The following is a 21806-nucleotide window of genomic DNA, read 5'->3' as shown; positions in this document are numbered from 1 at the left end:
CGGCAGCCGGACGGTCAGCCATTGTAGCGCTGGAACACAAGCGAAGCGTTGGTGCCGCCAAAACCAAAGGAATTGGACAACGCCACGTCGATCTGGCGGGAGCGAGGCTTGTTCGGCACCAGGTCGATCGCGGTTTCGCGCTCGGGGTTGTCGAGGTTGATGGTCGCCGGCGCGACATTGTCCCGGATAGCCAGGATCGAAAAGATCGCTTCGGCGGCACCCGCCGCCCCCAGCAGATGGCCGATCGACGACTTGGTCGACGACATCGAAATCTTCGACGCGGCATTGCCGACAAGCCTCTCGACAGCGCCAAGTTCAATCGTATCGGCCATGGTCGAGGTGCCGTGCGCGTTGATGTAGTCGATATCCGCGGGCGTAAGCTTGGCCCGGTTCAACGCCGCGGTCATGCAACGGAAAGCCCCGTCGCCATCCTCCGCGGGAGCCGTGATGTGATAGGCATCGCCGGTGAGACCGTAGCCGGTCACCTCGGCGTAGATTTTCGCCCCGCGCGCCTTTGCATGCTCGAGTTCTTCCAGCACGACAACACCGGCACCCTCGCCCATGACGAAGCCGTCGCGGTCGCGGTCATAGGGACGCGACGCCGTCTGCGGCGCGTCATTACGGTCGGTCGACAGAGCCCGGCAGGCGGCGAAGCCAGCGATCGACAGCCGCGTCACCGGCGCTTCAGCGCCACCGGCGACCATGACGTCGGCATCGCCCCACATGATCAGCCGGGCTGCATCGCCAATGGCGTGCGCGCCGGTCGAACAGGCCGTGACGACGGCATGGTTCGGGCCTTTCAGCCCGTGCCGGATCGAAACCTGGCCGGAGACGAGATTGATGATCTGGCCCGGGATGAAGAAGGGGCTGATGCGGCGCGGGCCGCGCTCCTTGAGGATCATCGCGTTCTCGGCGATGCCCTCGATGCCGCCAATACCCGAACCGATGAGCACGCCGGTGGCGCATTGCTCCTCGTGGGTCTTGGGCTCCCAACCGGAATCCTTCAGCGCCTCGTCGGCGGCGGCAATCCCGTACAGGATGAAGTCGCCGATCTTGCGCAATTCCTTCGGCTCGAGCACGGCCTCGGGATTGAAGGTGGCATTGCTGCCGTCACCACGCGGGACGACGTGGGCGATCTTGCAGGCAAGATCCTCCACCTCGAACTCGGTGATGCGCTTGGCGGCGCTGCGGCCGGTCAGAAGTTCCTTCCAGCTGTGCTCAAAGCCCATGCCGAACGGCGACAACAACCCAAGGCCCGTGACGACGACACGCCTCATCGCAGGTCCTCCCCGGTGATGACTGCTGGAAGCGTCAGGCCGAAGCCTTGTCGATGTACTTAACCGCGTCGCCGACGGTCAGGATGGTCTCGGCTGCGTCGTCGGGAATCTCGACGCCGAATTCTTCTTCGAACGCCATGACGAGTTCGACCGTGTCGAGGCTGTCGGCGCCCAGATCATCGATGAAGCTCGCCTGCTCCGTCACTTTGTCGGCATCGACGCCAAGGTGCTCGATGACGATCTTCTTGACGCGCTCTGCGGTGTCACTCATTTGGGGCATCCTCGTCTTTTGTTTGTCTGTCTTCGTTAGCGGGCAGAATGCCGCTAATCAAGCTGAAAGATGGTCCTGCCGGAAACGCAACGGCTACAGACCGGTTTTTGCCCGAACCGCCGGGTTGCGGGCCGCATTACACGAAAAATGGCGGAGGTCCAAGGCGAAATGGTCTCTTTTCACAGCCCCGCAATATCCGTCAAATCATGGCCATGCCGCCGTTGACATGGATGGTCTGGCCGGTGACGTAGGCGGCTTCGTTGGAGGCGAGGTAGGCAACCGCGGACGCCACTTCAACGCTCGTGCCCATGCGACGCGTCGGAATCGCCGCCATGATCGCCTCTTTCTGCTTGTCGTTGAGCTTGTCGGTCATGGCCGATTCGATGAAGCCCGGGGCGACGCAGTTGACGGTGATATTGCGGGTGGCGATTTCCTGCGCCAGCGATTTGGAGAAGCCGATCATGCCGGCCTTGGAGGCGCAGTAGTTGGTCTGGCCGGGATTGCCGGTCACGCCGACCACCGAGGTGATGTTGATGATGCGGCCATGGCGACGGCGCATCATCGGATGGGTCAGTTCGCGGGTCAGCCTGAACACAGCAGTCAGGTTGACCTCCATCACCGTATCCCAATCGGCGTCCGACATGCGCACGAACAGGCCGTCCTTGGTGATGCCGGCATTGTTGACCAGGATATCGACACCTTCGAGCTCGGCCTCCGCCTTCTGGCCGAGCGCCTTGACCTCGTCGCGGTTCGACAGATTGGCCGGGAACAGTTTGACCCGGTCGCCGAGTTCGCCTGCCAAAGTCTCCAGTTTCTCGATGCGGGTGCCGTGCAGGCCGACAATGGCGCCTTGCGCATGCAGCACGCGGGCAATCGCCTCGCCGATGCCTCCCGATGCGCCGGTGACGAGCGCCTTGCGGCCGGTCAGTTCGAACATTTTCGTCTCCTGATCTGAGGGAAACACCCTTCACACGGGTGGGGTCAAATCGCCAGTGGATTATGCAAGTGCGGCCAGCGCCGCCTCGACATCGGCCGATGTGCCGACCGACGCGGTAGCGATGTCGCGGTTGATGCGCCGTGCCAGGCCCGACAGCACCTTGCCGGCGCCGATCTCGTAGAGTGTTGCAACACCGTTGGCGCCGAACCATTCCACTGTTTCGCGCCAACGCACGCGGCCGGTTATCTGCTCGACCAGCCGCCGGGCGATCTCGTCGGGATCGCTGGTCGGGGTCACGGTGACGTTGGACAGCACGGGCACCGCCGGCGCATGCTTCGCCACACCGGAAAGCGCATCGCGCATAACGTTCGCCGCCGGCGCCATCAGCGCCGAATGGAAGGGCGCCGAAACCTGCAGCATCAGCGCCCGCTTGGCGCCCTTTTCGGTGCAAAGTTTCGCCGCCAGCTCGACCGCGGTCTTGGCGCCGGAAATGACCAGCTGTCCGCCGCCATTGTCGTTGGCGATCTGGCAGACCTTACCGGCCCCTTGCGCGGCTTCGGAGCAAGCGGCTTCGACATCCGCCTGCTCCAGTCCGATGATCGCCGCCATGGCGCCCTCGCCGGCCGGCACTGCCGCCTGCATGGCGTTGCCGCGGATGCGCAGCAGCCGGGCGGCATCGGCAACGGAAACAAACCCGGCGGCGGCAAGGGCCGAATATTCGCCCAGTGAGTGGCCAGCGACATAGGCGACCTTGTCCTTCAGCGAGAAACCGCGCGCTTCCAGCGCCCTGATCGCCGCCAGCGACACCGCCATCAGCGCCGGCTGCGCGTTGGCCGTCAGCGTCAAGGTTTCTTCCGGACCTTCCCAGATCAGCTTCGACAGGTTTTCTGCGAGCGCGTCGTCGACTTCCTGGAAGACCCTGCGCGCCTCGGGAAAGGCATCGGCGAGCTCTTTGCCCATGCCGACAGCCTGGCTGCCTTGTCCCGGAAAGGTGAATGCGACGGCCATGCGAGGGCTCCCGAAGACTGGTTTTACTTGCCTGATAACACGAATTTTCCCTGCCTGTGGCGCAAGGCAGGCCGCCAAGTCAAGCCCGGTTCAACCCGGTGCCAGCTTCGAGCCGTGCGCCGAGTGCCTGTTCCAAAAGGCTTTTTGGCGATCACTCCTGATGAAAACCGCTCACGAATCGTTTGCTGGCTCTTCTTATTTCCGCCACAGGCGCTAGCTTTGCGTGACAATTATATGACAATCGCGTGACTTGGGTTGTCGCCGGGTGGGAAGTTAAAGTGGCAAAGAGTTCGAAACGCGCCAGCAAAGCTGCGCCGCAATTCCTGGAAGACGATCCGTCCACCGGCTATCTGCCGGGACGGAGATGGCCGGTCGTCCGTTACGGATTGATCAGCCTGGCGATCTCGGCCATCCTGGTGTTTGCCATTGAATTGATCGTGCGCGGTGACTTTGCCGGGACGGTCTCCTTCTTCCTGCAGCCGCTCAAGCCGGGCTGGACGACCATCGTCGTCTTCGCGCTGATCCTCATCGGTCTCGATGCCGTGCTCGGACGCAGCCATCAGAGCCTGATGATCGTCGCGCCCTTGACCCTGTCGCTGGCCTTTGTCGGGCACCAGAAATCGCATTATCTGGGCGATCCGCTCTACCCCACGGATTTCCTCTACTCCCGCCAGATCGTCGCCCTGCTGCCGCTGCTTGTGCGCGACCGGCCGATGACGGCGCTCGCCATGGTCGTCGGCATCGTCGCCGGCCTGTCGCTGCTCGTCTATGGCTGGCGGCTGTGGCGCCGCAGGGTCCCAGCACTCAGCCGCAAGGGCCGCCTTGCCCGGCTGACGCTGGCGGTGCCGCTGCTCGCCTTCTTCGTCTCGATCATGGATTACGCCACCTTCTCCTGGACCAGGGACCGGCTGCAGATCATCCCGATCATGTGGGACCAGAAGGAAAACTACGCCTCCAACGGCTTTGCGCTCGCCTTCGCGCTCAACGTGCCGATGGCGCATGTGTCGGCACCGCCGGGCTATACGGACAAGGCGATCGCGGCGATCGAGAGGCCGCAGATGACAGCCTCGGTGCCCGATGAAAAGCCCGACATCATTGTCGTCATGAGCGAATCCTTCTGGGATCCGACCAAGCTGCCCGGCGTCACCATCACGCCGGATCCCATTCCCACCGTGCGGGCATTGCGTTCCGGTTCGATGTTCTCGCCCGAATTCGGCGGCATGACCGCCAACATCGAATTCGAGGCGCTGACCGGCTTTTCCAACGCCTTCCTGCCGGCCGGCAGCATTCCCTACCAGCAATATGTGCGCACGCCGACGCCTTCGATGGCGACCTTCCTGAAGAGCGAGGGCTACCGGGCGCGCGCCATCCATCCGGGCACCAACTGGTTCTGGAACCGTGGCGCGGTCTATGCCGATTTCGGTTTCAACGATTTCAAGTCGGAAGAGACGCTGCCACCCATGGAAAAGCGCGGACCGCTGGCATCGGATGCGGCGATGACGGACGAGATCATCCGCGAAGCCGACGCCAGCGACGACCCGGTGTTCTTCTTCGCGGTCAGCCTGCAGAATCATGGCCCCTATGAACCGAACCGCTATTACAACCCGACCCACGCGGTGCAGGCGCCGATCAGCCAATGGGCGCGCGATTCGCTGCTGAGCTACGCGGAGGGCTCAGCCGACGCGGACCGCGGCCTTGAACGGCTGATCGAATGGGCCAAGAAGCGCTCCCACCCCACCGTGATCGCCTTTTTCGGCGACCATCTGCCGCCGCTGGGGCCGGTCTATGTCGAAACCGGCTTCCTGAAAGACAATGTCGCGCCACGCAAAGAAGCAACGCCGCAAGACGCACTGGAGCATCATCAGACTCCGCTGATCATCTGGTCGAACCGCTCCGGTTCGGTCGAGAACCTTGGCGCGGTGAGCCCGGCCTTCCTGCCCTATCATATCCTCACCACTGCGGGGATTACCCATCCCTACTACACGGGGTTTCTGGGAGAGATGCGTGAACACTACCGCGTCGTCGACCGCAACCTGCTGCTGACGCCAGCCGGCGAGGCCACGCCCGACTGGTCGCGGCAGAAGGATATCGACCCGGCGATCCGCGATTTCCGGCTCATTCAGTACGACATGATGTTCGGCAAGCGCCACGCGGCGCCCGACTTCTTCCCCGAGACGGTCGACAAGGTCGTCGCCCATACGAGTTGAGAGGTAAGCTTCGACCCTTCCAGGGTAGAGCTCTCAATTGGTCAGCTGCAGCCTTGAGAACTTGTTGGCGATCTGCTGGAAAACGTCCGGCAGTTTGGCCGGATCGTTGACGGCATAATAGCCGCTCGGGTCCGAGGCGCACGCACTGTAGAGCGTGCGGTTGGCGGCGGTGTCCGACTGCAGCACCATTGTGTAGATTTGCACGCCCTGGTTCTTCAACTGCGTGCACACGCTCTTGGTCCAGCCGTCGACATTGCGCGCCGCCGTCGTCTGGTTGTCCGAGCCGAAGCGGCCACCCGCCAGATAGCCATAGGATGTGTAGTCGGATTTGGTCGGCTGGTTGCTGGCGCCGTAAACAACATTCTCACCGTCGGTGAGCAGCATGACGATCTTGCTGACGCCTGGCGTCTTGAAGGGCGCACCATCGGTATAGGGCGCGCCGGGCGACAGCACCCGCATGCCCCATGACAGGCCCTCCGAGACGTTGGTGCCGGAACCGTTCCGTTCCGTCATCTGGCTCGCCGCCTTGCGCAATTTGTCGAAATCGTCGGTCAGGGGAACGACAGGGGTCGGACAGGAGCGGTTGGGGCCGACGGTGATCGCGCTGCCGGTCTCGGTGAGGATCTTGTTCGTCGGCGCCACATATTTGGCAACCTTCTCCAGGTCGGCGCCCAATAGGGCGTCGACCACGCCGCCAAGCAGGCCGCTGAGGTCGATGCCCAGTATGTTGACCCCCGGCTCGGCGAGTTTGACCTTGTCGATGGTGTCGTCGAGGTACGAATTGTTGTAGCCGGTCGCCGAGTTGCCGTAGGAGCCAGACGGCCTGGTGGCAGGCGCCGGATCGTCGGGAGCAAAGTAAGGCACGAACAGCGTGTCGGGTCTGTTCGGATCCGGGGGTGTATCAGAAATATTATAGGTGCCGGGGCGCGCCTCAACGCAGCCTTTCCAGCCGGTGTCTTTCCATCCGCCCATCAGCCCCAATTGCTTGAATAGCGCCATGTGGTTCGGCCGCTTGCCGTCGATGACGGGGAAATTGATGCCGTTGGTCGAGGACTTGCCGTCCATGTCGATCCAGGACGGATCGAACTCGTCGCCATTGACGTTGACTGCCGTCACGAAGGGAACCAGCGAGGCACGCACCTGGCGCGTCGGCGATTTTGTCGACTCGAGCGTGTCCAGCAAGGACTTCGTCGCCGTCCTCAGTGCCGTCATGCGGGCACCGGCCATCGAGCCGGTATTGTCCAACACCAGCACGACTTCGAGCTGGTTGTTCGATTCGACGGCCGAGGCGTCGACGACGATGTGCTTGTTCTGGCCGAACAGGAAAGCGAAGTTCAAATTGACGTCCGCCGAGGCAACCGCCCTGGTCTTGACGAAGTTGACGCCCCTGTCGACGGTCAGCGTCGCCTGCGCGTTGGCGAGTTCGCCATGTCCGGCGATGTTGGCCTGAAAATAGCGGTCGAAGGCGTCGTTGCGGGTAATTTCCAGATCGCCGAGATGCGAAGAGGCGAGGTTTGCGGCGTCGAGCGCATTCTGCAGGTTGCTCTTGGCCCGCATGATGGTGGACACGTCGACCGCGAACGCCACCGCCGACAGGATGGCCGGCAGCCCGAGCCCCATCAGCAGCGCGAAATTGCCGCTCTTCGAGCGCCAGAACCTGTTGAGAAGCATCCTTACCCCCGAAATGCTTACCCGCTTGATCTGCGCGGATTGCCCGGGCTTTTGCGCCTTCCATGATGAATCGACCGTTGACGGCAGGGCTCAACCCTGCACAACCTGACATTGTGGTTAAGGGCCGGTTGCAGGGAACGCGCCAGGCCATACCGGCGCTGCCGCCTGATTTTGCGGCGCCCTGCGACATCGGGAACGCCGCTTGCCCTTGCCTTATCAGTGGATTGCTGTATAGACGCCGCCAATCTGCCGGTCCCAGCTGGGGGCTGAACGGAGGGCCGGAGGTTTTATCAAAAGCCTTCGTGTGAAGCCGGAAGTGCTTCCGCCTCCCGTGTCTCCGCTCTCGACCGTCTCGTCATGCTCCTTTCTTCCCCGCCCCTTAACCGGGACCAGTGGGTCAGAGAAGTTGCAGAGGCTTTTGCCGCCGGGAACCGGGAGAGAAACGAAGAAAGGCACGAAGACATAATGGCTCTTTACGAACATGTGTTTCTTGCCCGGCAGGACCTCTCGCAGCAGCAGGTCGATGCGCTTGTCGAACAGTACAAGGGCGTCATCTCCGCGAATGGCGGGTCCGTCGGCCGGGTCGAGAACTGGGGACTGAAGTCCCTCACCTACCGGGTCAACAAGAACCGGAAGGCATACTACACGCTCATGGACCTCAACTGCCCGCCGGCAGCGCTCAACGAGATGGAGCGCCAGATGGGTCTGTCCGAGGACGTCCTGCGTTTCCTGACCATCAAGGTCGAGGCGCATGAGGAAGGTCCGTCGGCCATGATGCAGAAGCGCGAAGAGCGCTCCGAGCGCGGCAGCTTCGGCGACCGCGACCGTGGCGATCGTGGTCCGCGTTCATTCGGCGACCGTGATCGCGGCGACCGTGGCGATCGTCCGCCGCGTTCGTTCGGCGATGCCGGTGGCGATCGTGGTCCGCGCCGTCCTCGCGAAGGCTTTGAAGGGGGTGCAGAATAATGGTCGACATCAACCAGATCCCGACCCGGCGCCCGTTCCATCGTCGCCGCAAGACCTGCCCGTTCTCCGGCGCCAACGCGCCCAAGATCGACTACAAGGACGTGCGTCTGCTGCAGCGCTACATTTCCGAGCGCGGCAAGATCGTGCCGTCGCGCATCACCGCCGTCAGCCAGAAGAAGCAGCGTGAACTCGCCAAGGCGATCAAGCGCGCCCGCTTCCTCGGCCTGCTGCCCTACGTGGTCCGCTAATCCTCTCGAACGGGCGGTTCGCCGCCCGTTCCTTTCGCCGGCCATGACGGGCATGACCGGTTCAGCCATCAAAATCCCGAGTTGAGGTCAACGCCTCTAACTGCCGCGACAGGCAGGACAGCGACACCGGCGCTCAAGGCGCTCAAGCTTCCTGACCTGTTCCATTGAATTTGGCGCTCGCGCCTAAGAAAGGAACAAAACCATGGAAGTCATTCTTCTCGAACGCGTTTCCCGCCTCGGCCAGATGGGTGATACCGTCAAGGTCAAGGACGGCTTTGCCCGCAATTTCCTGCTGCCGCAGGGCAAGGCGCTGCGCGCCAACGAAGCCAACAAGAAGAAGTTCGAAGGCCAGCGCGCCCAGCTCGAGGCCCGCAATCTCGAGCGCAAGTCGGAAGCCAGCCAAATTGCCGAAAAGCTCGACGGCAAGAGCTTCATCGCGGTCCGTTCGGCCGGCGAAACCGGCCAGCTCTACGGTTCGGTGTCGACACGCGACATCGCCGATCTGGTGACGGCGGAAGGCTTTTCGGTCAACCGCAACCAGATCCTGCTCAACCAGCCGATCAAGACTATCGGCCTGACCAATGTGGCGATCGCGCTGCATCCGGAAGTCGAAGTCACCATCACGCTCAACATCGCCCGCACGGCCGATGAAGCCGAGCGTCAGGCCAAGGGCGAGACGCTGACCACCGCCGAAGCCATCTATGGCGACGACATCAATGACAATGCGCGTCCGGAGAACTTCTTCGATCCGAACGCCGAGTTCGAAGGCGGCGAAGACAACGCCTGATCGCGTACGACAAGCGAGGGAGCAGCGCTCCGATCACTTTGTCGTCATCCAGCCTTTGTGGACCAATGCCCGGGCCTCTCGCCCGGGCATTTTTGTACCAAATGGAACTTTGCGAACCCCTATATATTGTTGCAGAATTAAGGCAGCCAGTCTGACCGTGAGGGGACATTTGGTTATGAACATCCTGCTGAAGCGCGTTCTCGACCGCCTGGTGCGCACGGGCAATCTGAAGGTCACCGGGCCCAAAGGCTCGACAGTCATCTTCGGCGACGGCAGCGGCGAGCCGGTGCACATGCACATCAAGACCGCGCATGCCGAGCGCGCCATTACCTTCGATCCGATGCTGGCGGTGCCTGAAGCCTATATGGATGGCGAACTCGACATTCTCGAGGGCGGCGTGCTGGGTGTGATGCGCATAGCCTTCCAGAACATGGGCAGCGGCGGCATCGACGCGACATGGTCGAAAGCCATCGAGGGCCTGCGCCACGCCTTCCGCCGCCTGCAGCAGATCAACACCGCCTCGCGTTCGCGCCGCAACGTGCAGCGCCACTACGATCTGTCGGGCGATCTCTACCGGCTCTTCCTCGACGAGGACATGCAGTATTCCTGCGCCTATTTCGAGCAGCCGGACATGACGCTGGACGAGGCGCAGGCCGCCAAGAAGCGCCATATCGCCGCCAAGCTCAGGCTGAAGGCCGGCCAGACCGTGCTTGACATCGGCTCCGGCTGGGGCGGGCTTGGCCTCTATCTCGCCAAAGCCTTCGACGTCGACGTGCAGGGCGTGACGCTGTCGACCGAACAGCATGGCGTCGCCACCGACCGGGCGCATGCGCAAGGCCTGGAAAACCACGTCCATTTCGAGCTGAAGGATTATCGCGAACTCAACGAACGCTTCGACCGCATCGTTTCGGTCGGCATGTTCGAACATGTCGGCGTGAACCACTTCCGCACCTTCTTCGACAAGGCGGCGACGTTGCTGAAGCCCGATGGCGTCATGCTCCTGCACACGATCGGCCGCTCCGGCGTGCCGTGGGCGACCAGCGCCTTCATCCGCAAGTATATATTTCCGGGCGGCTATATCCCGGCCATGTCGGAGGTGCTGCCGGCGATCGAGAAGTCCGGCCTCGTGGTCACCGACGTCGAGATCCTGCGGCTCCACTATGCCGACACGCTGAAGCACTGGGGCCAGCGCTTCGCCGCCAACCGCGACAAGGCCAAGGCCATCTACGACGAACGCTTCTGCCGCATGTGGGAATTCTATCTGGCCGCTTCGGAAGCCGCTTTCCGCTGGCAGGATCTGGTCATCTTCCAGTTCCAGATCGCCAAGAAGAACGACACGCTGCCGATGACCCGCGACTATATGGCCAAATGCGAAAAGGCGCTGGAAATGCGCGACATGGGCCGCCGCGAAGCGGCTCCCGTCGAGAAGCCCGCCAAGCCAGCCCGCCGCCGTAAGGTGGCGGAATAGAGACGAACGTTCGCAGGCTTTCGCCATTGGCGCTTGCCATTCCCGGCCCCTGCCCTGAAAAAGGCCTCGTGATCGTCGCGAGGCCTTTTTCATGACCTATCTCCTCTATGCCGCCGCGGCACTGGCCGAGATCGCCGGCTGTTTTTCGGTATGGGCCTGGTGGCGGCTGGAAAGATCGCCGTTTTGGCTGGCCCCGGGCTTCGTCTCGCTGCTTGTCTTCGCCTGGCTTCTGGCGCTGGTCGACACCAACGCCGCGGGCCGCGCCTATGCCGCCTATGGCGGCATCTACATCGTCGCCTCGTTAGCCTGGCTGTGGCTGGTGGAAGGCGTGCGGCCCGACCGTTGGGACCTTGCCGGTGCTGCGCTCTGCATAGCCGGCGCTTCGGTCATCCTGCTCGCACCGCGAGGAGCATAGCGTGGAACTGCCACCCTCTCTTCGACAAGCTGTCGATCGTATCCTGGAAAAAGTACCGCTGCCGGAACTGAAGCAGGCGGCAAAGACACTCTCCGACCGCTACCGCGCCGAACTGCGCGACGGCCGCCTGCACATGGCGCAGGACATGGCGGTCAAGGCCTATCTGGCGACGCGGCTGCCGGCGACCTATGCCGCGGTCCGCGCCAGCCTCGATGCGCTCAACGAAGCGCGGCCGGATTTCACGCCGAAAATCCTGCTCGATGTCGGCGCAGGTCCTGGTACGGTGCTTTGGGCCACCAGCGCGCTCTGGCCCGATCTCGAACAGGCCGTCTTGCTGGAAGCAAGTGCCGCGGTGCGCAAGGTCGGCGAGACGCTAGCCGCCGATGCCATCACGGCCCGCACCGTCTGGCGGGCCGGCGACGTCACGATAGACCTTGCCGACCTTCAGCCGGCGGACCTCGTCACCTGCGCCTATGTGCTGGACGAGATCGTGCCGGCATCGCTGCCCAAAATGGTCGACCGCCTATGGCAGCTGACGACAGACACATTGCTGATCATCGAACCGGGCACGCCGGCGGGCTGGCAGCGCATTCTGGCGGTTCGCGCGCAGCTGATCGCGGCCGGCGCGCATCTGCTGGCGCCTTGTCCGCACAAGGCGCCCTGCCCGCTCACCCCGCCTGACTGGTGCCACTTTTCCCGCCGCGTCGCCCGCTCGCGCCTGCACCGGCTGGCCAAGGACGCTGATGTGCCTTGGGAAGACGAGAAATTCATCTATGTCGCCGCGTCGCGCCAGCCGGCCGCCTCGCACGCCGCTCGGGTCATCGCACCGCCGAAATCCGGTTCCGGCAAGGTTCTGCTCAAGCTTTGCCAGGAGGACGGCACGGCCACGGAGCAACTGTTCACCAAGCGTGACGGCGCGGACTTCAAGCTGGCCCGGCGGCTGGACTGGGGCGACCGGCTGGACCCAGGCAGCACGTGAACGACCGATTGTTCTTGCTTCGTTCCAAGGCTTCGCATAAGAATCGCAGCTTGCCGAGTCAACCGGAATCGGGACACAGGAACACTGTCCTGTGGACGGTTTGTCGTTCCTGTGAACAACGGGCATCAAGGCTGTTTGGTCGAGCGGTGATGCAGAAAGGTCAGCACGGTTTCGTCTCGTTCTGATATCGAAAGGCCGGGATCTAGATCGGGGACATCATGGCAGAGGCAGCGCGGAAATTCGGCGTGGCGGAGCAACCGCTCTATCGCGAGGCGCCGAACAATATCGAGGCCGAGCAGGCGCTGCTCGGCGCGATCCTTGTCAACAACGATGCCTTCTATCGTGTCTCCGACTTCCTGAAAGCCGGCCATTTCTACGAGCCGCTACACAGAAAAATCTTCGATGTCGCGGCCGAGCTCATCCGCATGGGCAAGGTGGCGACGCCGATCACGCTAAAAACCTTCCTACCGGCCGATGAGAAGGTCGGCGACATGACGGTGGCGCAATATGTCGTGCGGCTGGCGGTCGAAGCCGTCACCGTGGTCAACGCCACCGATTATGGCCGCGCTATCTATGATTTGGCGACGCGCCGCGCGCTGATCACCGTCGGCGAGGACATGGTCAACATCGCCTATGACGCGCCGGTCGACATGTCGCCTTCCGAGCAGATCGAGGACGCCGAGCGCCGGCTGTTCGAACTGGCCGAAACAGGCCGCTATGATGGCGGCTTCGAGAGCTTCACCGACGCGGTCAAAACGGCCGTGGACATGGCCAACGCCGCCTATATGCGCGACGGCCATTTGTCTGGCCTCGCCACCGGCATGCGCGATCTCGACCGCCGCATGGGTGGCCTGCAATCGTCCGATCTGATCGTGCTTGCCGGTCGCCCTGGCATGGGCAAGACGTCGCTCGCCACCAACATCGCCTTCAACGTCGCGGAGGCCTATGTGCCGGCGCAGCAGGCGGACGGCTCTTTCAAGGCTGCCAATGGCGGCGTGGTCGGCTTCTTCTCGCTCGAAATGTCATCCGAACAGCTGGCGACCCGTATCATTTCCGAGCAGACGGAAATCTCTTCGTCAAAAATCCGCCGCGGCGAAATCACCGAAATGGATTTCGAAAAGCTGGTCGCCTGTTCGCAGACCATGCAGAAGATCCCGCTGTTCATCGACCAGACCGGCGGTATCTCCATCGCCCAGCTGTCTGCCCGCGCGCGTCGCCTGAAGCGCCAGCGCGGCCTTGACCTGATCGTCATCGACTATATCCAGCTGATGCAGGGCTCATCCGCCAGGGCCTCGCAGAACCGCGTGCAGGAAATCACCGAGATCACCACGGGCCTGAAGGCGCTGGCCAAGGAACTGGCCGTGCCGATCATCGCGCTGTCGCAGCTGTCGCGTCAGGTCGAAAGCCGCGACGACAAGCGCCCGCAGCTCTCCGATCTGCGTGAATCCGGCTCGATCGAGCAGGACGCCGACGTCGTGATGTTCGTCTACCGCGAGGAGTATTACCTCAAGAACCGCGAGCCCAAGCTTGGCACCGAGGAATACGTCAAGTGGGAAAACGAGATGAACGAGATGCGAGGCAAGGCCGAGGTGATCGTCGCCAAGCAGCGCCACGGCCCGACCGGCTCGGTGACGCTCGCCTTCCACGGCGAATTCACCCGCTTCTCCGACCTGGCGGAAGAGCACCATATTGCGGAGAGGTTTGAGTAGCCTCTTGCCAGCTGTCGCAACAGAAAAACGGGACCAAGGCGCTCTACGGCGCCCGCCAACCTCTCAAGCGTTTTCGATCCCCTCCTCGGGTCACGCCTGATGGCCAAATCACGCGTCCAGTTCATCTGCCAGAACTGCGGATCGGTGCATCAGCGCTGGGCCGGCAAATGCGATGCCTGCGGCGAATGGAACACGCTGGTCGAGGAAGGAACTTCCGGCGGCATCGGCTCGGGGCCGGCCAATACCCGCAATGCCCGCAAGGGCCGCGCGGTGGTGTTGACCACGCTTTCCGGCGACATCGAGGACGCGCCGCGCATCATCTCGGGCATCGGCGAACTCGACCGCGCCACCGGCGGCGGTTTTGTACGCGGCTCCGCACTTCTGGTCGGCGGCGATCCCGGCATCGGCAAGTCGACGCTGCTCACCCAGGCTGCCGCCGCTCTTGCCTCCAAAGGTCACCGCATCGTCTATGTCTCGGGCGAAGAAGCCGTCGCGCAGATCAGGCTGAGGGCGCAGAGGCTCGGCGTCGCCGACACGCCGGTAGAACTGGCGGCCGAGACCAATGTCGAGGACATCCTGGCCACGATCGCCGACGGCAAGAGGCCGGATCTGGTCATTCTCGATTCCATCCAGACGCTGTGGACCGACCTTGCCGATTCGGCGCCGGGCACCGTTACCCAGGTGCGCGCCGCCGCCCAGGCGATGATCCGCTACGCAAAATCCACCGGGGCTGCCATCGTGCTGGTCGGCCATGTCACCAAGGAAGGCCAGATCGCCGGCCCGCGTGTGGTCGAGCATATGGTCGATGCCGTGCTTTATTTCGAGGGCGAAGGCAATCATCACTTCCGCATCCTGCGCACGGTGAAGAACCGCTTCGGGCCAACCGACGAGATCGGCGTCTTCGAAATGTCGGACAAGGGCTTGCGCGAGGTCGCCAATCCATCCGAGCTGTTCCTCGGCGAGCGGCATGCGAAATCGCCGGGTGCCGCCGTTTTCGCCGGCATGGAAGGCACGAGGCCTGTTCTGGTCGAGATCCAGGCGCTGGTGGCACAATCCTCGCTCGGCACGCCACGCCGCGCCGTCGTCGGTTGGGACGGAGCTCGCCTGTCGATGATCCTGGCGGTTCTCGAAGCCCATTGTGGCGTGCGCTTTGGCCAGCACGACGTCTACCTCAACGTCGCCGGTGGCTACCGCATCAGCGAGCCGGCGGCCGATCTCGCGGTCGCCGCCGCACTGGTTTCCTCGCTCACCGGTCTTGCCCTTCCGGCCGATTGCGTCTATTTCGGCGAAATCAGCCTTTCGGGCGCTGTGAGGCCGGTTGCGCATGCGCAGCAGCGCCTCAAGGAAGCCGAAAAGCTGGGTTTTGGTAGCGCGGTTCTGCCCTTGGGCAGCGAGGAACTTGCCGGAGGGATCGGGGCCGGCGCTTTCCAGCCCACCGAGCTTGCCGACCTCGTGGCACGCATAGCCGGCTCACGGCGCAGCCGTGTCGACGATGAAGAGTGACGCGGCTCGCCGAGCCGTGAAAAAGAGATCGGAGTGGGGCGAAAGACATGCCGATTACGCTGCTTGACGGAATCCTGGTCGGCTTCACCCTGGTCTCGGCGATGCTCGCCATGGTTCGCGGCTTCTCGCGCGAGGTCCTGTCGGTCGTCTCGTGGGCGGCGGCAGCGGCGGCGGCTTTCTTCTTCTACAAGCCGGTCCTGCCCTATCTGAAGCCCTACATCGAGAATGAGAAGATCGCCATGGCGGCTTCCGCCGGCGTCGTCTTCATCATCGCGCTGATCGTCGCCTCGGTGATCACCATGAAGCTCGCCGACTGGATCATTGATTCGCGGATCGGCGCGCTCGACCGCACGCTCGGTTTCCTCTACGGCGCCGCGCGCGGCATCCTGGTCGTTGCCGTGGCGCTTTTGTTCTTCAACTGGCTGGCCGGCGCCAAGGCTCCGGCCTGGGTGACGGAGGCCAAGTCGCGGCCGCTGCTGGAACAGATCGGCGCCAAGCTCGAAAGCCTGCTGCCCGAGGATCCGGAAAACGCCATCCTGAAAAAGCTCAATCCGAATCAGCCGGCTGCCGAGACGCCGGCAGCACCTGACGCACCGGCGGCGGATGCCCCCTGCCGGCGGCGATGACGCCAACGCACCAGCGCCCGACGACAACGACGTCGCCCCTGCCGACAACACGGCCAAGCCAGCACCGGCAGCACCGGCGAACTGACGCTCGAAACAGGCGTCAGGACTGACGATGGTGTGAACGACTGCACGGCGCGCGTTGCTTTCGACGCGAACCCGCACTATATGGCGATTTTAGCGGAGCTTAAGATGGCAGACGCAGACGACGTGCTTTCCGCCGAGGCCGACGACCATTTCCACGACGAATGCGGTGTGTTCGGCATTTTCGGCCGGCAGGACGCGGCGGCAATCGTTACACTCGGCCTGCATGCGCTGCAGCATCGCGGCCAGGAAGCGGCCGGCATCGTTTCCTATGACGGCAGCCAGTTCCATGTCGAACGCCATGTCGGCCTGATCGGCGACACCTTCACCAAGCAGCGCGTCATCGACAGCCTGCAAGGCAACCGCGCCATCGGCCACACGCGCTACGCCACGACCGGCGGCGCCGGCATGCGCAACATCCAGCCCTTCTTCGCCGAGCTCGCCGATGGCGGTTTTGCCGTCGCCCACAACGGCAATTTGACCAACGCCATGACGGTGCAGCGCGCGCTGCAGAAGCAGGGCGCGATTTTCTCCTCGACCTCCGACACCGAGACGCTCCTGCACCTTGTCGCGACCAGCAAGGAGCGCGACCTCAACTCGCGCTTCATCGATGCGGTGCGGCAGGTCGAGGGCGCCTTCTCGCTGGTGGCGATGACGGCCAAGAAGATGATCGGCTGCCGCGATCCACTGGGTATCCGGCCGCTGGTGCTCGGCGACCTCGACGGCGCCTGGATCCTCGCCTCCGAGACCTGCGCTCTCGACATTATCGGCGCGCGTTTCGTGCGCGACCTGAAACCCGGCGAGATGGTCGTCGTCACCTCCAAGGGCATTGAAAGCCTGTTCCCGTTCGAGCCGCAGAAGACCCGCTTCTGCATCTTCGAATATGTCTATTTCGCCCGGCCGGATTCCTCGGTCGAAGGCCGCAACGTCTACGAGGTGCGCAAGCGCATCGGCGCCGAACTGGCGCAGGAGAACCCGGTCGAGGCCGACATCGTCGTGCCGGTGCCGGATTCCGGCACCCCGGCGGCGATCGGCTTCAGCCAGGCAGCGGGTATTCCCTTCGAGCTCGGCATCATCCGCAACCATTATGTCGGCCGCACCTTCATTCAGCCCGGCGATTCGATCCGCCATATGGGCGTCAAGCTGAAGCACAACGCCAACCGCCGCATGATCGAGGGCAAGCGCGTGGTGCTCGTCGACGATTCGATCGTGCGCGGCACCACCAGCCAGAAGATCGTGCAGATGGTGCGCGACGCCGGCGCCAAGGAAGTGCACATGCGCATTGCCTCGCCGCCGACCAGCGCCTCCTGCTTCTACGGCGTCGACACGCCGGAGAAGTCGAAGCTTCTGGCATCACGCATGTCGGTGGAAGAGATGGCCGAGTTCATCCGTGTCGATTCACTCGGCTTCCTCTCGATCAACGGGCTCTATCGCGCCGTCGGCGAGGCCAGCCGCAATGACGACCAGCCGCAGTTCTGCGACGCCTGCTTCACCGGCCAGTACCCGACCCGCCTGCTCGACTTCGAAGGCCACGACAATGTGCGCACGCTGTCGCTGCTGGCGAACAACGGGGCGTAGGCTAGAGCAGTTCACCGTTTCAAGGAAAACAGCAAACCGCTCTAACTCTTTGTTTTGACACAATTCCGGACGGAAAACCGCTTCACACTTTTCCTGGAATTGCTCTGGACCTTACGGAAATTCTCGCATGACCCTCGACCTCACCGGCCGCGTTGCGGTCGTCACCGGCGCCTCGCGTGGCATCGGCTATTTCATCGCCAGGGAATTGGCCGCCGCCGGTGCGCATGTCATCGCGGTTGCACGCACCGTCGGTGGGCTGGAAGAACTCGACGACCAGATCAAGGCAGCGGGTGGCCAGGCGACGCTGGTGCCGCTCGATCTCGCCGACATGGCCGGCATCGACCGTCTGGGCGGCGCCATCCATGAGCGCTGGGGCAAGCTCGACATTCTCGTCGCCAATGCCGGCGTGCTCGGCGTCATCTCGCCGATCGGCCATGTCGAGGCAAAAACCTTCGAGAAGGTGATGACCATCAACGTCACCTCGACCTGGCGGCTGATCCGCTCGGTCGACCCGCTGCTCAGGCTTTCGGATGCCGGCCGCGCGATTATCTTGTCGTCCAACGCGGCGCATTCGGCGCGCGCCTTCTGGGCGCCTTATGCGGCCTCGAAAGCGGCGGTCGAGACCATGATGCGCTCGTGGGCGCATGAGACGCAAAGCCTGCCGCTGCGCGTCAATGCCGCCGACCCAGGCGCCACCCGCACCGCCATGCGGGCCCAGGCCGTGCCCGGCGAGGATCCGGAGACGCTGCCGCATCCTTCCGAGATCGCCAAGCGCATCGTGCCGCTCGCGAGCCCGGAGCTGAAAGAGACTGGACTGATCTTCCAGGCCAAGCACAATCGTTTTGTTGCCTACCGGCAACCGGAGTAGCAGCATCCTTTTGCCGGAAGAATTCGGGCACTCCCGACGTTCTTCGAATGTTTTGCAACAGACCGAGCCGATAGGGCCTCAAAATCTGGATGCAAAATCCGCCGGATCATCACGCGGCTGTGATCTGATGGGAAAGGCCGGGTCGCGGTCATGCTTTCGTCATTTCCAAGGAGTTGTTAGGATCGAAACGACTCCCACAACAACGAGCGCCCTGCTGGGCAGAACAAGGACATCCCCATGGCTACGACCGCAGCGTTGGTCTGGTATCTGGTAATCGCCGGCCCGCAGGGCGGCATGGTGGTGCTGCCCAGCACTTTCGACAAGCGCGAGCAATGCACCGCCGCCATCACCGAATATCAGAAGCAGCCGACACCCCCGGCTGGTCCATACAGTGCGTGCCGAGCGCCTCGCCCTTCACCGACGAAGGCGATGCCGAGACGCCGTCGGCACAGTAAGCATCCGTTACAACAAGGCCCGCAGCTGCCGGCTGCGGGCCTTGTCATTTCAACGCCGGGCGCTCACCGTCAGCTCCGGCTTCTGGTTGATGGTCTGGAACACCACGCAATAGCGCTCTGTCAGCTTCAGCAGCGAATCGATGCGCTCCTGCGGCTCATCTGTGTCGAGAGCGAAATTGAGCCGGATGGCACGAAAGCCGACTGGCGCATCCTTGGCGACACCGAGCGTGCCGCGAAAATCGAGATCGCCTTCGGCTTCCACCGTGGCAGCGCCGAGCTTGAACTCGAGCGCCGTCGCCACCGCCTTCAATGTCACGCCGGCACAGGCCACCAGGGCTTCCAGCAGCATGTCGCCGGAGCAGAGCTCGAGCCCCGAGCCGCCGGTTGCCGGATGCAGACCGGCGATCGCGATGGCCCTGCCCGTCTCCACCTTGCAGGCCACCGACTGGTCGTCGATCGAGCCTTTGGCGCGAAGCGTGATCAGCGCCTGCGAGGCGTCATCGCGGTAAGCCTGCTTCAGCGGCGCCTGCATGGCCTTCAGTTCGGTTGCATCCATGTCCGTTGTCTCTTTCGCTTTTTGCGGCCAGCGAGCAGCGTGGCTTTGTCAGATATAAGTGCCGATCGCCTAACCTAAGCAAGACCGCCAGTTCCTGCCCCAACGCAAGCCCAGGGCTGGCGTAGCGCTGTGCCAACTTTCGACCGTATAGCTTGGCAAGAGGGCCTGATTTCCTGGCCATCGCATTGACCCACGGCATTTCTGTCGCTTCCCGTAACACTGGTCCCGCGCCTATGGCCGACATCGCCATTCTCGAAACACGCGAAAGGGTTTTCGCTGGAATCCTGCTGACCGGTGCTGCCTATCTGCTGTTTTCGACGCAGGACGCCTCGATCAAACTGCTGGTGACCGGCATGACGGTCTGGCAGATCATGTTCTTCCGCAGCATCACCATTCTCAGCGCCTGCGCGGCGATCGGCGGGCGGCAACTGTTTGCCGACACGGTGCGCTCGCCGATCGTGCGGCCCATGCTGGTGCGCAGCGCTTTCACGCTTGCCGCCTGGCTCTGTTACTACAACGCCGCGCGCAGTCTGCAGCTCGCCGAACTGACCACCGTCTATTACGCGGCGCCGATCATCGTCACCGTGCTTTCGGTGTTCCTGCTCGGCGAAAAGGTGCCGATGCTGCGCTGGCTGGCGGTTCTGATCGGTTTTGTCGGGGTCTTCGTCGCCTGTGATCCGACCCATCTCGGCCTGTCGGTGCCGGTGCTGCTGGTGCTGGCGGCCGCTCTTTTGTGGGCTATCGCCATCGTGCTCCTGCGCAAGACAGCACTTGCCGAACGCTCGATGATCCAGCTGCTCCTCAACAATTTCTATTTCCTGCAGTTTTCGGCGGTGCCGGCGCTGTTGTGGTGGCATACGCCTGATCTGACCCAGTTGCTGCTTCTCGCCAGCGTCGGCGCGCTTGGCGGCCTGGCGCAATATCTTCTCTTCGAGGGCATGAAGCGAACGCCGGCATCGATCCTCGCCCCTCTCGAATACAGTTCGCTGCTGTGGGCGTTCGCGCTCGGCTTTGCGATCTGGGGCGACGTGCCGCGCCGCGAAGTGTTTCTCGGTGCCGCCCTGATCATCGCCGCCGGGCTGCTGATCGTCGGCGGCGAGCATTTCCGCAAGCGGCTGTGATGGGGATGCGCTTACTGCTGACACTACGATGTCAGGACCTGACGAGGTAGGCTGCGGGCATGACTGACATCCCAGCCACCACAGCCGAAACCACCGAGCGCACGCTCGGCATCATCCTGGTGTCGTCATCGGCCGCCGTGTTCGGCCTGACCGGCGTGCTGACGAAGTCGATCCATGCAGATCCGCTGACGATTACCTGCTGGCGCGGCTTTGTCGGTTCAATCCTGATCAGCCTCTATGTGCTCTGGCGCCGCCGCCGGTCGGGCAACCGCGACACGCTCCGCCTTGGCTGGCGCGGCTGGCTGCTGGCGGTGGAAGGCGCGCTGGCCAGCATCGCCTTCATCTCGGCGTTCAAATTCACCTACGTCGCCAATGTCGCGGTCATCTACGCAACGTCGCCCTTCATTGCCGCCCTGCTCGCTTGGGTGCTGGTGCGCGAGCCCTTCCGCCTGCAGACGATGCTCGCGGCCGCCGTATCGCTGTGCGGCGTGGCGATCATGGTCTGGTCGGGCTTCGGCACCGGCAATCTGTTCGGCGACGGGCTGGCGCTGCTGATGACGGCCGGCAGCGCGCTCTACATGATCATGGTGCGCGCCTTCCGCGACACGCCTGTGGTGTGGGCGGGCGCGGTTTCGGCCTTCCTGCTGTTCATTGTGGGCTGGTTCATCACCGATCCTTTGGCGGTTTCGGCAAGGGATGCTGTTCTGCTCGTCACCTTCGGCGCATCCTTCGCATTGTCGTCGATCCTGTGGACGGAAGGCGCGCGGCTCATCCCGGCGCCCGAATCCGGCCTGCTCGGCTCGGCGGAGGTGCCGTTCGCGATCCTGTTTGCCTTCCTGTTCCTGGCCGAGATCCCGCCTGTCGCCAGCATGGTCGGCGGCGTCATTGTGCTCGGCGCAGTGTTCGCCCATGCCGGCCGCGACTGGCTGGCGGCCCGCTCGCAGAAGGCAGCGTCAAATATTTCTTAAAAAAATGACACAGTCACGGAACCATCATCCGAGTCAGACATTATTGGTGCGACGGGCCACCCCCCAAGTCCCCCGAACCCCTCGGCCCGTCCTACTCCCAAGCCGAC

19 protein-coding genes and 2 pseudogenes are annotated in these 21806 nt (G+C 63.3%); 15 read left to right on the top strand and 6 right to left on the bottom strand.

Features of this window, described 5'->3' with window-relative positions; all coding sequences use genetic code 11:
• Positions 1 to 14: 14 nt before the first annotated feature.
• The 4 genes from fabF to fabD form a co-directional block, all read right to left on the bottom strand.
• Complete coding sequence (fabF, locus tag HB778_RS25330; RefSeq protein ID WP_096456441.1) at positions 15 to 1277, bottom strand: beta-ketoacyl-ACP synthase II; 1263 nt, start codon at positions 1275 to 1277, stop codon at positions 15 to 17.
• Positions 1278 to 1311: 34 nt separating this feature from the next.
• A complete protein-coding gene (locus HB778_RS25325; protein WP_006203723.1) occupies positions 1312 to 1548 on the bottom strand; it encodes an acyl carrier protein in 237 nt (78 codons plus the stop codon).
• 199 nt (positions 1549 to 1747) lie between these two features.
• Complete coding sequence (gene fabG / locus HB778_RS25320) at positions 1748 to 2485, bottom strand: 3-oxoacyl-[acyl-carrier-protein] reductase (protein WP_096456439.1); 738 nt, start codon at positions 2483 to 2485, stop codon at positions 1748 to 1750.
• A gap of 60 nt (positions 2486 to 2545) precedes the next feature.
• Positions 2546 to 3493 (bottom strand): ACP S-malonyltransferase, encoded by a 948-nt coding sequence (gene fabD / locus HB778_RS25315; RefSeq protein WP_183457884.1) that lies wholly within the window; start codon positions 3491 to 3493, stop codon positions 2546 to 2548.
• Between the two features lie 278 nt (positions 3494 to 3771).
• Here fabD and HB778_RS25310 point away from each other — a divergent pair, with 278 nt between their 5' ends.
• On the top strand, positions 3772 to 5700 hold the full coding sequence (locus tag HB778_RS25310; protein ID WP_244661607.1) for an LTA synthase family protein: 1929 nt from the start codon (positions 3772 to 3774) through the stop codon (positions 5698 to 5700).
• 33 nt (positions 5701 to 5733) lie between these two features.
• Here HB778_RS25310 and HB778_RS25305 read toward each other — a convergent pair whose 3' ends face one another.
• Positions 5734 to 7371, bottom strand: coding sequence for a pilus assembly protein (locus HB778_RS25305; protein WP_183457880.1), 1638 nt, complete (start codon positions 7369 to 7371; stop codon positions 5734 to 5736).
• Between the two features lie 465 nt (positions 7372 to 7836).
• On the opposite strand from HB778_RS25305, the gene rpsF reads away from it, so the two are divergent.
• The 12 genes and pseudogenes from rpsF to HB778_RS43105 all read left to right on the top strand — a co-directional run bounded on the left by rpsF (position 7837) and on the right by HB778_RS43105 (position 19054).
• Positions 7837 to 8337, top strand: a complete 501-nt coding sequence (rpsF, locus tag HB778_RS25300; protein WP_010915168.1) for a 30S ribosomal protein S6 — start codon at positions 7837 to 7839, stop codon at positions 8335 to 8337.
• Positions 8337 to 8585, top strand: coding sequence for a 30S ribosomal protein S18 (gene rpsR / locus HB778_RS25295; RefSeq protein ID WP_006203718.1), 249 nt, complete (start codon positions 8337 to 8339; stop codon positions 8583 to 8585). The genes rpsF and rpsR overlap by 1 nt, the downstream gene beginning before the upstream one ends.
• A gap of 202 nt (positions 8586 to 8787) precedes the next feature.
• Positions 8788 to 9372, top strand: a complete 585-nt coding sequence (gene rplI, locus HB778_RS25290) for a 50S ribosomal protein L9 (protein WP_095202533.1) — start codon at positions 8788 to 8790, stop codon at positions 9370 to 9372.
• Between the two features lie 175 nt (positions 9373 to 9547).
• Positions 9548 to 10840 (top strand): SAM-dependent methyltransferase, encoded by a 1293-nt coding sequence (locus tag HB778_RS25285; RefSeq protein ID WP_183457878.1) that lies wholly within the window; start codon positions 9548 to 9550, stop codon positions 10838 to 10840.
• A gap of 91 nt (positions 10841 to 10931) precedes the next feature.
• Positions 10932 to 11255 carry a YnfA family protein gene (locus HB778_RS25280; RefSeq protein WP_183457876.1) on the top strand — a complete coding sequence of 108 codons (324 nt, stop codon included), beginning with the start codon at positions 10932 to 10934 and terminating at the stop codon, positions 11253 to 11255.
• A 1-nt stretch (position 11256) separates the two neighbouring features.
• Entirely contained in the window at positions 11257 to 12234 is a 978-nt protein-coding gene (locus HB778_RS25275) for a small ribosomal subunit Rsm22 family protein (protein WP_183457874.1), read from the top strand.
• A gap of 218 nt (positions 12235 to 12452) precedes the next feature.
• On the top strand, positions 12453 to 13943 hold the full coding sequence (locus HB778_RS25270) for a replicative DNA helicase (protein WP_095202537.1): 1491 nt from the start codon (positions 12453 to 12455) through the stop codon (positions 13941 to 13943).
• A 99-nt stretch (positions 13944 to 14042) separates the two neighbouring features.
• Complete coding sequence (gene radA, locus HB778_RS25265; protein WP_095202538.1) at positions 14043 to 15446, top strand: DNA repair protein RadA; 1404 nt, start codon at positions 14043 to 14045, stop codon at positions 15444 to 15446.
• Positions 15447 to 15493: 47 nt separating this feature from the next.
• Positions 15494 to 16157, top strand: a pseudogene (locus HB778_RS25260) (CvpA family protein).
• 104 nt (positions 16158 to 16261) lie between these two features.
• Positions 16262 to 17731 (top strand): amidophosphoribosyltransferase, encoded by a 1470-nt coding sequence (gene purF, locus HB778_RS25255; RefSeq protein ID WP_183457872.1) that lies wholly within the window; start codon positions 16262 to 16264, stop codon positions 17729 to 17731.
• Between the two features lie 127 nt (positions 17732 to 17858).
• The gene (locus HB778_RS25250) at positions 17859 to 18599 is read left to right on the top strand and encodes an SDR family NAD(P)-dependent oxidoreductase (RefSeq protein ID WP_010915156.1); all 741 of its coding nucleotides are present in this window, start codon (positions 17859 to 17861) and stop codon (positions 18597 to 18599) included.
• Between the two features lie 237 nt (positions 18600 to 18836).
• Positions 18837 to 19054 (top strand): annotated as a pseudogene (locus HB778_RS43105) (hypothetical protein).
• Between the two features lie 49 nt (positions 19055 to 19103).
• Here HB778_RS43105 and HB778_RS25245 read toward each other — a convergent pair.
• The gene (locus HB778_RS25245) at positions 19104 to 19610 is read right to left on the bottom strand and encodes an OsmC family protein (RefSeq protein WP_183457870.1); all 507 of its coding nucleotides are present in this window, start codon (positions 19608 to 19610) and stop codon (positions 19104 to 19106) included.
• A gap of 233 nt (positions 19611 to 19843) precedes the next feature.
• On the opposite strand from HB778_RS25245, the gene HB778_RS25240 reads away from it, so the two are divergent.
• Both HB778_RS25240 and HB778_RS25235 read left to right on the top strand, forming a co-directional pair.
• Complete coding sequence (locus HB778_RS25240) at positions 19844 to 20731, top strand: DMT family transporter (protein WP_183457868.1); 888 nt, start codon at positions 19844 to 19846, stop codon at positions 20729 to 20731.
• Positions 20732 to 20790: 59 nt separating this feature from the next.
• Complete coding sequence (locus HB778_RS25235; protein WP_183457866.1) at positions 20791 to 21699, top strand: DMT family transporter; 909 nt, start codon at positions 20791 to 20793, stop codon at positions 21697 to 21699.
• Positions 21700 to 21806: the final 107 nt, after the last annotated feature.

The sequence above is a fragment of the Mesorhizobium huakuii genome, assembly GCF_014189455.1.
Lineage (GTDB): Bacteria > Pseudomonadota > Alphaproteobacteria > Rhizobiales > Rhizobiaceae > Mesorhizobium > Mesorhizobium huakuii_A.
Note: the sequence above shows the minus strand (reverse complement) of the source record. Positions and strands in the feature narration are given on the sequence as shown.